The following is a 13,149-nucleotide window of genomic DNA, read 5'->3' on the forward strand; positions in this document are numbered from 1 at the left end:
TCGCCCCACCCCCGTCGCCCCACCCCCGGTTGATACCCGTCTCGACGGGATTTCGTGGGTCGCTGCGCGCTTGATATCCGTCTCGACGGGATTTGGCGGGTCTGCGCACGCTTGGTGCCCGGTCTTGCCCCAGGAGAAGGCGATGCGGACTAGAGCGTCCTGTCACGCGGTGTCGGCCCAAGCCCCTAGGGTGTTGCCACACCACTCGGGGGAGTGCCTATGACCACGCAGGGAAACGCCACGGTTCATGCCGTGGTTCTAGAAGACGGCACGCGTGGATCGTGGACCGTCCCCCAGGCTCCCAGGCCCGTGAGGCTCACGGTGTGGAGTCCTCCCGAATACGTCGATAGTCCTCGGCCCCTGACGCTCTTGTCCCACGGAACGGGAGGCTCGGCGCTCGACCTGACTTGGCTCGCCGAGTCCTTGGTCGCCGCCGGGCACCTCGTCATTGGCGTCAATCACCACGGCAACTCGCGTGCGGAGCCCTACCTGCCCGAGGGGTTCGCGTGCGTGTGGGAGCGGCCGCGGGACGTCTCGTTCACGATCGACTGGGCGTTGAGCCGCTTTGACGTCGAGTCTGACGCGATCACTGCCGCGGGCTTCTCGCTGGGGGGCTACACCTGTGCTGCGCTCGCGGGCGCCCGGCTCCATGGACCGACGATTTCCGCCCTTTTCGCAGGCCAGGTACCGATGCCGCCGTTGCCAGAAATGCCCAACCTGCTCGAGCAGTTGCGAGACCGGTACGACGCTGAGGGCTTCTCGCGGCTCACCGCTGAGTCGGGCGCCGACTACCGCGATGCGCGGGTGAGTGCTGTGGCGCTCATCGCGCCCAGCATCGGCGCGCTCATCGATGGAGACTCACTGGCTGGCGTGATCGCGCCCACGTTGGTGCTCTGGGGCGACGCCGACCTCGAGGCAGCACCTTCGGAGAACGCCTCGCGATACCTAGGCTCCATCCCCGGCGCGCACGGCCAGTCGCTCGGCGCCGACGTCGAGCACTACTGGCTTCTCGGATCGCATCGTGCGGGCCAGGAGGCCCGCGCGACGGCGGCAGAAGCGGTCGTCACCCACCTGGCCCGGCGCTAGCGGGGCGGCAGGTGCGACAGGCTCACGGTCGAGCGGCCGGTGCCCGTGCATCGGCCCTACAAGACGGCGCCCAGCCCACCCGCCTGGAGCCCGCGTCCTTGGGCCCGCCTCCCCGGTTGATACCCGTCTCGGCGGCCTTCACGCGGCCTGTGCCTTCCTGATACCCGCCGCTGCGGCCCGCTCGCGCAGGATGGTGCGCACCACGAGCCTGCACCAGTCGGGTGCATGAACGACGTCGTTGTAGGAGAAGCGCACGGTCGCGATGCCAAGCATCAGCAGAGCCGCGTCGCGTGCGATGTCGTGCTCGCGCTGCTTGAGCGAGCCATGCGTGGAGCCGTCGAGTTCGATGCAGGTGCGGGTGCGAGCGTCGAACGTGTCGAGCCGGTACTCGGTGCCATGGGCCCACACCCGGTGCTGTCGAATGAGGTGCGCGAACTCGCGGGTGTTGAGCACTCGTCGCAGGCTCACGGATTCGAGGAAGCTCTCGGCGCCCCGCGCGACGTCGCTGATGAGTGACGCGAGCTTGCGCCTGCCCCGGAGGCGGGCGATGGCGTGGAACGCGGCGCCCAGCGACTCGCCATCGGCCAGGCCCAACTGCACCGCGCGGTAGATGGGTCCGGAGCCAAGCGCGGGGCCCAGTTGGTGCCAGGCGGTCAGCGCGGCGTACGTGGGCGCCGCGACGCGTGCGAATCCGCCGGGGATGGGTTCGAGCACCTCGAACGGCATGGGTCGGGAGAGGCGGCACAGGCGTAGCCAGTCGGTATCGGGCTGGTTGCAACCGCGGGGCGCGGTCAGGCGCATCTCGGGAGGTGCGTCGTCGAGCAAGCCCCACAACTGTGCCGCGCTCGCCCCGATCACCACTCCGTCGTGCGCGCTCCAGGTGGAGGCCGCGATCGCGCGGGTGCCAACGGCGTGGCTTTGGACGGTGGCCGCGTACATCCCGGGCAGCAGGCGGGTGATGAGGCCGGCGCCGGCAGCGGACCGGACGGCGGCCGAACCCCACTGAGAGGTGAGCTCGCGGGCCGTCTGCGGCAGAGCGGTATCGGTGAGGTGGCGAGCAAGGTCGAGAGCGCGCGGTGTGGTCATGGGAACCGTCCTAACGGCGGGTCCTGCCTGGGGCGAATGGGGGTCGCGAGAACGGGGGATGGTGCGCCCTTGAAGGGTGCTTGGGGATGCGCTGAGAGTGCGCCCGGGCGGCGCACGAGACCCTCTCGAACGGCGTGACGGGTATCAGGGGTGCAGCGACACGCTCAGAGGTGTCGAGACGGGTATCAAACGGGCACGGGAGGCCAGTAAAAGGCCTGGCAGATCGCGTGTGATAGAGATCTCAGTGATTTGGTCTTGCGCACCCCTTTCGAGGGCGCAGAATATCCACGTGAACCTCCCTTCCATGGTCGGCTTGAGCCTTGCCGACGCCGAGCGTCAGATCGACGCACTGATCTTCTCCCGCCCCACTCACGGCGACCACGATGCAAAGATGCTGAGGGTCGCTAGTGCGCTCGAGATGCTCGGAAATCCGCAGCATCAGTTGCGTGCCGTGCACGTCACCGGCACCAATGGGAAGACCTCGACCAGTCGCATGATTGAGTCGCTGCTGCGCTCGCATGGACTGACCACCGGACTGTTCACCTCGCCCCACCTCACGACCTTCCGCGAGCGCATCCAGCTCGACGGCCAGCCGCTGCCCCAAGAAATGCTGGTGCGCCTGTGGGAGCGCGTCATCCCGGTCATCGATGCGGTGGACGCGCGCTCGGAGGCCCAGGACGGGCCGCCCATGAGCTTCTTTGAGATCCTCACCGTGCTGGGCATGTGCGCGTACGCGGAGGCCCAGGTCGACGTCGCCGTGATCGAGGTCGGCATCGGCGGCTCGCGCGACGCCACCAATGTGGTGCGCGGCGAGGTCGCGGTTCTCACGCCCATGGCCGAGGACCACTCGAACTACTTCGTCGGCGGCATCACCGGTGTCGCGACTGAGAAGTCGGGGATCATCAAGCCCGGCGCGGTCGTGGTCTCCGCGACGCAGCCCATGGTCGCCGAGGAGATCATCCGCGGCGTGGCCGGCCTGCGCGACGCCGCCTTGCGCTGGGAAGGCCTGCATCACGACGTGCTCGCTCGTGAGGCCAGCCCCGCCGGCCAGGTCGTGACGCTGCGCACCCTGTCGGGCACGCGCGAGGACATCCTCGTCCCGCTGCACGGCGACTTCCAGGCGCAAAACGCCCTGGTCGCGCTCGCGGCCACCGAGGCAGCGCTCGAACTGCGCGGCTTGAGCCTGGACGATGCGTCGGTTGCCAGGGGCTTTGCCGGCGCCACCTCGCCCGGTCGCCTTGAGGTGATCGCCGCAGAGCCCACCATCGTGGTGGACGCCGCTCACAACCCGCACGGCGTGACCGCGCTCGCGGGAGCCCTGGGTGAGACGTTCGGGTTCTCGTCCGTCGTCGGCGTCGTTGCGGTGCTGTCCGACAAGGACGGTGACGGCATCCTCGCGGGTCTCGAGCCCGTGATCGACCATGTGGTGGTGACCCAGACGTCGTCGCCGCGCGCGACCCCCGTCGAGGAACTTGCCGCGGCAGCGATCGAGGTGTGGGGTCCCGACCGCGTGACCGTCGCGCCGACCGTCGCCGAGGCTCTCGATCGCGCCACGGCGCTCGCGCAGGGCCGTGACGGTGACGCCGGCGTCCTCGTCGCTGGGTCGATCACGCTCGTTGCGGAGACTCGCAGGCTCGTGCAGCGCGTCCACGAGGCCGAGGTGGTGGCCGATGCGCCCGCAAGCCTGGCCGATGCGGGGGAGTCCTCGACGGAGACCGTCCCCGCATAGGACGGTTGAGCCCAGATTCAAGGGGCGCGGCGCCAGGAGGCGCCGCGCCCCTGCGCTTTTTGGTGCAGCCGGGTATCAGGCGTGCGCCGACCGCGCTGGGGACGTCGAGACGGGTATCAACCGGGTGGGGCGGGACGGGGACCGGGGCAGAAGCGGGACGGGGCGGGGGCGGGGCGGGGACCGGGGCAGAAGGGTGGGGCGGGGCGGGGGCGGGACGGGGAGAGAAGGCGGGACCGGGTGGAAAGCAGGGTTGTCCCTGGTGGCGCGCTCGTCCCTGCGGGTGAGGCCCTCGCGCACGGGCGCGTGGGAGACTTGGCCCATGTCTGACCGCAGCGACCTTACGCTCGGCGGCCTCACACCTGATGAGGCAGAGCGCGAGATCTACAGCCACATCCTCAGCCGCAACCCCGAACACGACTTCGAGCCCACACTCGACCGCGTGCAAGAGGTCACGGAACTGCTGGGCCGCCCCCAGGACTCCTTCAAGGTGGTGCACCTCACGGGCACCAACGGCAAGACCTCCACGGCCCGCATGACGGAAGCCCTCGTGCGCGAGCACGGCCTGCGCACCGGGCTGTTCACCTCCCCGCACCTGAGCACGGTGCGCGAACGCATCCAGATCGACGGCGAGCCCATCTCGCAAGACGCCTTCATTCGCCTGTGGCAGGACGTCGCGCCGCTGATCCACCTGGTGGATGCGCGCTCGCAAGAGGCCGGCGGCCCGCGCCTGAGCTTCTTCGAGGTGCTCGTCGTGCTCGCCTACGCGGCCTTCGCGGATGCCCCCGTGGACGTCGCCGTGATCGAGGTCGGCATGGGCGGCGTGTGGGACGCGACCAACGTCGCGGACGGCGACGTCGCTGTCATCACGACCGTGGCGATGGACCACCAGCAGTGGCTCGGCGATGACCTCGCGGGGATCGCGCAGGAAAAGGCGGGGATCATCAAGGACGGCGCCACTGCCGTGATCGCGCATCAGAACGAGCGCGTCACCCCCGTGCTCGTCGACGCCATCGCCGAGCGCGGCGCCACCGGGCTGTGGGAGGGCGACGACCTCGAGGTCATCGACCGCCAGCCCGGCGTGGGCGGCCAGCTCGTCACGCTGCGCACGCCCGCGGCGACCTATGCCGAGATCTTTGTCCCCCTGTACGGCGAGTACCAGGCCTCCAACGCTTTGCTCGCGCTCGCGGCCGTCGAGGCGCTCATGGCCGACGGGGGAGAGCCCACTGCTCTTGCGGCCGATGTGGTGGAGGCCGGGTTCGGTTCCGTCACCTCTCCCGGCCGCCTCGAGGTGGTGCGCACCTCGCCCATGGTGCTGGTGGACGTCGCCCACAACCCTGCGGGCATCGACGCGCTCGTGGGTGCGCTCGAGGAGTCGTTCGCCTTCCAGGCCCTGGTGGGCGTCGTGGGAGTGCTGGGAGACAAGGACGCCGAGGGCATCCTCGCCGGACTTGAACCCGTGCTTGACCACGTGGTGGTCACGGCCTCCACCTCGCCCCGCGCCATCCCTGCCGACGAGCTCGGAGCCATCGCGGTCGACGTGTTCGGCGAAGACCGCGTCACCATCGCGATCGACCTCCCCGATGCCATCGACCGCGCGGTGCAGACCGCGGAACGAGACCACGACATGGGCGCAGGAGTGCTCGTCGTCGGCTCCGTCACGGTGGTCTCCGAGGCCCGCATCCTCATGGACGCCGACAAGCGCAAGGGTGCGGGGCGAGCCAGGTGACGGACATCGCTCAGCCGACCCCCGCATCGGCCCCGCGTAAGCCCCAGCGTCCCGCGACGCTGGTGTTTACCCAGGCAGTGCTGCTGTGCCAGGCCTTTGTCGCGCTGTTCGCCACCCTCGTGACCTGGTCGTTCGCGCGCAACGACATCATCGACGCGCCCCCTGGCGTGATGCTCGGTGGCGGGCTGGCGCTCATGGTCGCTCTCGGGTACGCGTCGGGGCAGCAGCCCAAGCGCTGGGGTCGGATCCTCGGGTGGATCCTGCAGCTTCCGCTGCTGCTGGGCGGACTGCTCGTGCCGATGATCGCCGTGCTCGGCGCCGTGTTCCTGGTGCTGTGGATCATGGCGCTGCGCCTGGGCGGCAAGATCGACCGCGAGCGCAAGGAACGCGAACAGGCGGTGGCCTCCTGATGGTGACCAAGACGATCTTCCGCCAGGTGATGGGCATGCTGCTCGTGGGCCTGGTGGGCCTCACCATGCTCTTCTACGGCCTGGAGCGCACCAGCCTGGTGATGTTCGCCGAGGGCCCCGGGGTCAAGCCGCCGATGCGCGTGTACGTCACGCTCTTTGTGGGCCTGGCGATCGTGAACCTGTGCATCTTCTTCGCGCTGCGGCAATGGTCGCTCTATTTGCGCACCAACCGGGACGCGCGCCAGCTTCCCGTGTGGGCGCTACTGGGGCTCATCCTGTGCGGCGGCGCCGCGCTCGTCGCGGCCATCGCGACGCACGCCGGCTATGTGCGCACTCTCGAGACCGTGCCGCTTGAGCCCAACATGGGCTACGTGGGCTTCCAGGTGATCACGAGCGCGCTCGTGATCATTCCGCTGGTGCTGCTGGGGGCCCGCTGGGCACCCGGCTACCGCATGGTGCCGGCCGCCGTCGTCGACTAACCGGGCCGCCCGCCAGCCGTTAGGCCTCGACGGGAACCTTCACCACGGACGTGACCGTGTAGTCGGCCAGCGCCTCGCGGCCACCCAGGCCGTCGAGCTCGAGCAGGAAGCTGAACTCGACGTTGGTGACGCCCGCGCGCGTGAGCATCTCCGCGACGGCTCCGGCGGTGCCGCCGGTGGCGAGCACGTCGTCGATGACGACCACACGCTTGCCCGCCAGGCCGTTGGGGCTGAGGACCAAGTCGGAGGCGCCGTACTCGATGGTCGCGTTGGACTCGAGCAGTTCGCCGGGCATCTTGCCCTTCTTGCGCACCATCGACATGCCCACACCCAGGCGCTGGGCGACGACGGGAGCGAAGATGAAGCCGCGCGCGTCGACACCGACCACGATGTCGACGTGCTCGGCGGGCATCAACGCAGCGCACGCCATGGCGAACCGTGAGGGGTCGGCCAGGATGGGGCTGATGTCGTAAAAGAGCACCCCGGGGACGGGGAAGTCAGGGAAGGTCGCGAAGTCGTCGAGCGTGATCACGTACTCCAGTTTCCCATTGATGGCGCATGTTCACCGACACGATGCCCGTGGCCGTTATTCTTTCCGCCATGACGGAACGCACCCTCATCCTGGTCAAGCCCGATGGCGTCCAGCGCGCACTGTCCGGGGAGATTCTTAGCCGTGTCGAGGCCAAGGGCTACCGGCTGGTCGCCGTGGAACTGCTGCATGCCTCTCGCGAGGTGCTCTCGCGCCACTACGCGGAGCACGAGGGCAAGCCGTTCTACGAGCCGCTGGTCGAGTTCATGGAGTCCGGTCCCACGCTCGCGATTGTCGCCGAGGGTGAGCGCGTCATCGAGGGCTTCCGCTCGCTTGCGGGTGCGACCGACCCGACCACCGCTGCGCCCGGCACCATCCGTGGTGACCTTGGCCGTCACTGGCCCACGGCCGTCATCCAGAACCTCGTGCACGGCTCCGACTCTCCCGAGTCGGCCGCCCGCGAGATCGCGATCTGGTTCCCGGAGCTGTCCGCGTGAGCGCACGCGCCGCCCTCGAGACGGGTCTCGAGAAGACCATCTTCGCGACCCGCTGGCTGCTGGCCCCCATGTATCTGGGTCTCGTGGTGGGCATCGTCATGGTCGCCATCAAGTTCTTTGGCGAGCTGTGGTACCTCGTCAGTTCCTTCAAGATGACGGGCGAGGACGCCACCAAGGCCGACGAACTCACCGTGCAGATCCTGTCGCTCATCGACATCGCGCTGCTGGGGAATTTGATTCTGATCGTCATCTTCGCGGGCTACGAGAACTTCGTGTCGAAGATCTCGGCTGCAGACGAGTCGGAGGACCGTCCGTCGTGGATGGGCCACGTCGACTTCTCTGGCCTGAAGATGAAGCTCATCGGCTCGCTCGTGGCGATCTCCGTCATCCTGTTGCTCAAGGATTTCGTTGCCGCCAACGACCCCGACAAGACCATGGATTACGAGGCTGTGGCGTGGCGTATCGGCCTGCATTTCACCTTCGTGGTCTCCGGCGTGCTGTTCGCGATCATGGACTACTGGGGCGCCAAGCGCCTCAAGCTCATGCACGACATGCACGTTCAGGACGGTGTGGGCGGGCACGACTTGGAGCCGTACGATCCCCACGCTCAGTAGGGCCGATGCGCGGGTGGCTAGCGCTGGCAGGGCCGCCTTGCCTGCGGCTCATCACGGCATCACTGCCCTAGGCTGAGGGCCGTGCATCTCAAGACGCTGACGCTCCGCGGCTTCAAGTCGTTCGCGTCCGCCACCACCCTGGACTTCGAGCCTGGCGTGACCTGTGTGGTCGGGCCCAATGGCTCGGGCAAGTCCAACGTGGTCGATGCGCTTGCCTGGGTGATGGGTGAGCAGGGCGCGAAGACGCTGCGCGGCGGCAAGATGGACGACGTCATCTTTGCTGGTACGTCCGGCCGCGCGCCGCTGGGCCGCGCCGAGGTGTCCCTCACGATCGACAACACCGACGGTGCCCTGCCGATCGACTACACCGAGGTCACCATCACCCGCACGCTGTTCCGGTCGGGCGGCTCGGAATACGCGATCAACGGCTCGAGTTGCCGACTGCTCGACATTCAGGAACTGCTGAGCGACTCGGGCCTGGGCCGCGAGATGCACGTAATCGTGGGCCAGGGCCAGCTCGACGCGGTGCTGCGCGCCACGCCCGAGGAGCGCCGGCACTTCATCGAGGAGGCCGCCGGCATCCTCAAGCACCGTAGGCGCAAAGAGAAGGCCCTGCGCAAGCTCGACGCGATGCAGGGCAACCTCACGCGCGTGCAGGACCTCACCGCCGAGATTCGCCGCCAGTTGGGCCCGCTGGGTAAGCAGGCCGAGGTTGCCAGGGCGGCGCAGCGCATCCAGATCGACCTGCGTGACGCTCGCGCGCGCCTGCTGGCCGACGACCTTGCGCAGTTGCAGGCACAGCTCGAGCAGGAGCACGCCGACGAGACCGCGCTGAACGAGCGCAAGGCCCAGGTCGAGAAGGCGCTTGCGGAGGCCCGCGGTCGGCTAGCCGAACTCGAGCGCGTGGCCGCCGACGCCACCCCCGCCCTCACCAAGGCCAACGACACCTACTACCGCTTGAGTGCCATCCGCGAGCGGCTGCGCAACCTCTCGGGGCTCGCGGAAGAGCGCCTGCGGCTGCTGGGCAACGCGACGCAAGAGGCGCCGCCCACCGATCTGGTGGACCTCGACGAGCAGCTCGAACGTGCCCGCGCCGCCAAGGTGGAGCTCGATGCCGAGGTGACCCAAGCATCGGCCGGGCTCGAAGCCGCCGAACAGGCCAGGCGCGACGCCGAGGACGTCGCGTACGAGTCGGAAAAGCACCTGGCCAATCTGCTGCGCTCGGTGGCCGATCGCCGCGAAGGCGTCGCGCGCCTGGCCGGAGACGTGGCCGCTCGCCGTTCGCGGGTCGAGGCAGCCGAGGCGGAGATTGGCCGCCTGCGGGAGGCGCTGACCGACGCCGAGCGCCGGGCCCACCAGGCGACGACCGAGTTCCAGCACCTCGAGACCCAGGTCGCGACCGTGGAGGCGGGCGAGGAAGACCTCGACGACGCCCACGAAGCCGCCACCGAGGAGTGGGACAGCGCCAAGGCGGCGCTCGAAGTACTCAAGGACGCCCTCAACACGGCGATGCGCGAGCGCGACACGTGGGCCGCGCGCGTCGAGGCGCTCGACATGTCCCTTACCCGCAAGGACGGGGCGGGCGCGCTGCTGGCGTCTGGCTCGCGGTCCGTGCGCGGCACCGTTGCCGCCCTGATCGAGGTGTCCGGCGACGCCGAAGACGCGATCGCCGCCGCGCTCGGAGGACTCGCGGATGCGCTCGCGGTGGACTCCGTCGAGGACGCGGTCGACGCGATCCGCTGGCTGCGCGACGAGGACGCAGGGCGCTCCTGGTTCCTGGTGGCGGACCCCACGGCGACGGTGAACAACCCGCAGGTGGCGCTGCCGGCGGGGGCCGAGTGGGCCTCCGACCTGGTGACCGGGCCTACGGGCATCATCGACACCGTGCGGTCGTTCTTGTCCGGCGTCGCGGTGGTCGACGACCTCGCCGCTGCGCGCACCGTGGTGGCCTCGCACCGGGAGGTCGTGGCGGTCACGCGCCGTGGAGACCTGCTGGGCGTCCAGAACGCCTCCGGTGGCGCAGGCGACGCTCCCAGCGTGCTGCACATGCAGGCCGCGCACGACGAGGCGAAGGCCAAGCGCGACGCCGCGGTGACGACCGTCGAGCAGACCTCCTTCGAGATCCGCACCGCTCAGGAGCGCGAGGCTCAGGCCCGTGCCCGTTTTGAGCTCACGCTCGAACGCCTCAACGAGTCCGATGCCCGCATGTCCGCGGTCGCCGAGCAACTGGGACACCTGGGCGCGTCCGCGCGCGCGGCACGCGAGGACGGCGAGCGCCTCCAGAGTCAGATCGTGGCCGCCCAGGAGCGCATGGCGGCGCAGTCGGAGGAACTCGCCAACCTCGCGGAGCGCTTGAGCGCCGCCCAGGCCGAGCCTGAGCAGACCGAGTCCGACACCAAGGACGCCCAGGAGCGCCGCGACGAGGACGAGGTGAGCGCCCGCACGGCGCGCGCCAAGGAGACCGAGGCTCGCCTCGCCCTGCGCACGGTCGAGGAGCGCGCCCGTGCCCTCGCCGGCCGTGCTGAGTCACTCGAGCGTGCCGTGGCCGCCGAGCGCGACGCCAGGGCCCGCGCCGAGCAGGCCGCCAAGCGCCGCGAGCGCCAGGCTCAGGCCGCGCGCGAGGTCATCGCGGGAGCGGCCGATGCGCTCGCCGCCATCGACGTCTCCGTCGCCAAGGCCGACGACGCGAGGGCCGCGGCGGAGGCCTCTCGCGCCGAGCGCACCTCCGAACTGTCCGACGTGCGCCAACTGGTCGAGCAGCACGCCGACGAGCACCGCCGCCTGACCGACGACGCGCATCGCGACGAGGTGGCGCGCGCGCAGCAGAAGGTGCGCTTGGAGCAACTCGAACAGCGCGCCGTCGACGAGCTGTCGATGGACCCCACGCAGCTGGTCGACGAGTATGGACCGCACCTGTTCGTGCCGCTCACGGCGGCGGAGCCCGACCCCGAGACGGGGGAGCGGCCCACCGAGCCCTACGTGCGCGAGCGCCAGGAGAAGCGCCTGCGCACCGCTGAGCGCGAGATGCGTCAACTCGGCCAGGTCAACCCCCTCGCGCTCGAGGAGTTCGCCGCGCTCGAGGAGCGCCACACCTTCCTCCAGACGCAGCTGAGCGACATCAAGAAGTCGCGCGAGGACCTCATGGCGATCGTCAAGGAGATCGACGAGCGCGTCGAGGTGATCTTCGCGGAGGCCTTTGAGGACACCAAGCGGGAGTTCGACCGCATCTTCCCGCGCCTGTTCCCTGGGGGCGAAGGGGCCCTGGTGCTCACGGACCCCAAGAACATGCTCGAAACCGGCATCGAGGTCGAGGCGCGCCCCGCGGGCAAGAAGGTCAAGCGCTTGTCGCTGCTGTCGGGCGGCGAGCGCTCACTGACCGCGGTCGCGATGCTCGTCGCGATCTTCAAGGCCCGGCCCAGCCCGTTCTACGTCATGGACGAGGTCGAGGCGGCGCTCGACGACGCCAACCTTGGGCGCCTGCTCGAGATCTTCACCGAGCTTCAAGAAGACAGCCAGCTCATCGTCATCACCCACCAAAAGCGCACCATGGAGATCGCCGATGCGCTCTACGGCGTGACGATGCGCGGCGACGGCGTCACCACGGTGATCAGTCAGCGCCTGCGCGATGAGGTCAGCGCGTAAGGGTGCTGACCTGCACGTCGTAGTCGGCCGCCACCGATCCGTCGTAGCCCGCCACCGCGAGCAGCCACGTTCCCGCGGGGATCACCTGGTCGATATGCGGATCGAAGTTCGCCAGCGCGGTGACGTCGGGGTTGCCGTCGGCCCAGGTCAGGCGGAACGGCGCTGACCCGCCGTCGAAGCCGATGACCTCGATCGAGAGGTGCTGGTCGGTCAGGCTCGCGGCGTCCATCACCAGGCGTGCCGTCTCGGGGACCTCGACGCACAGGTAGGTGCCCTCGCCGGTCACTGTCATGGCCTCGTTGACCGCGAGCTGGGGCGCGTCGGAGCAGGTGTCGGGGGTGAGGCCCGCGTGGACCGCGGTGACCTCGCCGTGGCGGAACAGGTCGCCGTCGGTGTCGACGTAGAACTCGAAGGTGCCTGGGGACGAGGCATACCAGGCGCTGGCCTCGAGCATGTAGGTGCCGGGCTCGAGAGTGAGGGACATTTCAGGGTCGAACCCGATCACGTCGTCGGCGCTGCGCACGAGCGTGGCCTCGCGGTCGTCGTCCGCCGGTTGATACAGCCCGAGTTGGAGGTCGGGCGACTCGGGGTCGGACGGGTCGGCCGACTCGAGCCCCACCTTGGCGAAGACCTTTTCGGTGACGATCAGGCACGCATGCGCGGTGGCGCTGTCGCTGTCGACGCGCACGGGGGAGCCGTCCGTGACCTCTGGCACGTCTGCGCCGCAGGCGCTGGCCTGGGGGAGGTCGGCGGTGGCCGACGCGGTCGGCTCTACGTCGGGCTCGTCGCCTGCCGGGAAGGTGGCGGTGTAAATCAGGAAGGGAAGCTCGTCGCCGTCAGGGCCGCGCACATCGACCTGGTAACTGCCCGGCTCGAGGGTGAGGTTCACCTGCGGGTCCCAGGCCTCGTCGGAGGTAGCGGTGCCGAGCGGCTCGCCGTCGGCATCGAGCACCGTGAGGACAATCACGGAGTCTGGTTCGAGTGCGGCGGCGCCGACGGACACCTGCGCGCGCTCGTCGAGTTCGAAGCACGTGAGCGCGGCCGGTTCGACCACTTGGGAGTCGAGTTCGATGCGCTCCGCTTCGATTCCCGCGCAGCCGCCGACGTCGCTCGGGGACACGCTTGGGTCGGGCGTGGGGTCGTCGTTCGGGCCCATCAGCAGCGAGGCTGCGACCCCAATAGCGCCCGCCGCGATGATGGCCGTGACGATCCAGACCCAACCCCGCGGGCGGCTTCGTGCGTTGTCCATTCAGGGAGGGTAACCGTTCGATACGGTCCCACCGCCGCGACTCCCGGGTGCGGCGCCCGATGGGGTGGTGTCATGCCGTCTGAGTGGAATCTGAGGTCCTTG

Annotated in this window: 11 protein-coding genes; 8 read left to right on the top strand and 3 right to left on the bottom strand. The window is 69.4% G+C overall.

All coding sequences use genetic code 11. The features are described from left to right. Positions 1-219: 219 nt before the first annotated feature. Positions 220-1,086 carry an alpha/beta hydrolase family protein gene (locus ACK5NO_RS11980; RefSeq protein WP_416812912.1) on the top strand — a complete coding sequence of 289 codons (867 nt, stop codon included), beginning with the start codon at positions 220-222 and terminating at the stop codon, positions 1,084-1,086. Positions 1,087-1,224: 138 nt separating this feature from the next. Here the strand turns inward: ACK5NO_RS11980 and ACK5NO_RS11985 are convergent, their stop codons facing one another. After that, positions 1,225-2,172: a DUF559 domain-containing protein gene (locus ACK5NO_RS11985; protein WP_416812913.1), complete on the bottom strand. Its 948-nt coding sequence runs from the start codon at positions 2,170-2,172 to the stop codon at positions 1,225-1,227. 289 nt (positions 2,173-2,461) lie between these two features. Between ACK5NO_RS11985 and ACK5NO_RS11990 the strand changes: the two genes are divergently transcribed. From ACK5NO_RS11990 to ACK5NO_RS12005, 4 genes are all read left to right on the top strand, one after another. Further along, positions 2,462-3,901: a bifunctional folylpolyglutamate synthase/dihydrofolate synthase gene (locus ACK5NO_RS11990; protein ID WP_416812914.1), complete on the top strand. Its 1,440-nt coding sequence runs from the start codon at positions 2,462-2,464 to the stop codon at positions 3,899-3,901. Between the two features lie 319 nt (positions 3,902-4,220). Beyond that, positions 4,221-5,627, top strand: a complete 1,407-nt coding sequence (locus ACK5NO_RS11995) for a bifunctional folylpolyglutamate synthase/dihydrofolate synthase (protein ID WP_416812915.1) — start codon at positions 4,221-4,223, stop codon at positions 5,625-5,627. Then, positions 5,624-6,037 (top strand): DUF4233 domain-containing protein, encoded by a 414-nt coding sequence (locus ACK5NO_RS12000; protein WP_416812916.1) that lies wholly within the window; start codon positions 5,624-5,626, stop codon positions 6,035-6,037. The genes ACK5NO_RS11995 and ACK5NO_RS12000 overlap by 4 nt, the downstream gene beginning before the upstream one ends. Before the next feature lie 2 nt (positions 6,038-6,039). Then, positions 6,040-6,516: a hypothetical protein gene (locus ACK5NO_RS12005; RefSeq protein ID WP_416812917.1), complete on the top strand. Its 477-nt coding sequence runs from the start codon at positions 6,040-6,042 to the stop codon at positions 6,514-6,516. Between the two features lie 19 nt (positions 6,517-6,535). Here ACK5NO_RS12005 and ACK5NO_RS12010 read toward each other — a convergent pair whose 3' ends face one another. Continuing rightward, positions 6,536-7,048, bottom strand: coding sequence for an adenine phosphoribosyltransferase (locus tag ACK5NO_RS12010; protein WP_416812918.1), 513 nt, complete (start codon positions 7,046-7,048; stop codon positions 6,536-6,538). A gap of 68 nt (positions 7,049-7,116) precedes the next feature. Here ACK5NO_RS12010 and ndk point away from each other — a divergent pair, with 68 nt between their 5' ends. From ndk to smc, 3 genes are all read left to right on the top strand, one after another. Continuing rightward, the gene (gene ndk / locus ACK5NO_RS12015; protein WP_416812919.1) at positions 7,117-7,542 is read left to right on the top strand and encodes a nucleoside-diphosphate kinase; all 426 of its coding nucleotides are present in this window, start codon (positions 7,117-7,119) and stop codon (positions 7,540-7,542) included. After that, positions 7,539-8,156 carry a TIGR00645 family protein gene (locus ACK5NO_RS12020; protein ID WP_416812920.1) on the top strand — a complete coding sequence of 206 codons (618 nt, stop codon included), beginning with the start codon at positions 7,539-7,541 and terminating at the stop codon, positions 8,154-8,156. The genes ndk and ACK5NO_RS12020 overlap by 4 nt, the downstream gene beginning before the upstream one ends. Before the next feature lie 81 nt (positions 8,157-8,237). Further along, complete coding sequence (gene smc / locus ACK5NO_RS12025) at positions 8,238-11,798, top strand: chromosome segregation protein SMC (RefSeq protein WP_416812921.1); 3,561 nt, start codon at positions 8,238-8,240, stop codon at positions 11,796-11,798. On the opposite strand, the gene ACK5NO_RS12030 is transcribed toward smc, so the two are convergent. Then, positions 11,788-13,047, bottom strand: coding sequence for a hypothetical protein (locus ACK5NO_RS12030; RefSeq protein ID WP_416812922.1), 1,260 nt, complete (start codon positions 13,045-13,047; stop codon positions 11,788-11,790). The two genes, smc and ACK5NO_RS12030, sit on opposite strands and share 11 nt — an antisense overlap. Between the last annotated feature and the right edge of the window lie 102 nt (positions 13,048-13,149).

It is taken from the genome of Demequina sp. (genome assembly GCF_047975725.1).
Classification (GTDB): Bacteria; Actinomycetota; Actinomycetes; order Actinomycetales; family Demequinaceae; genus Demequina.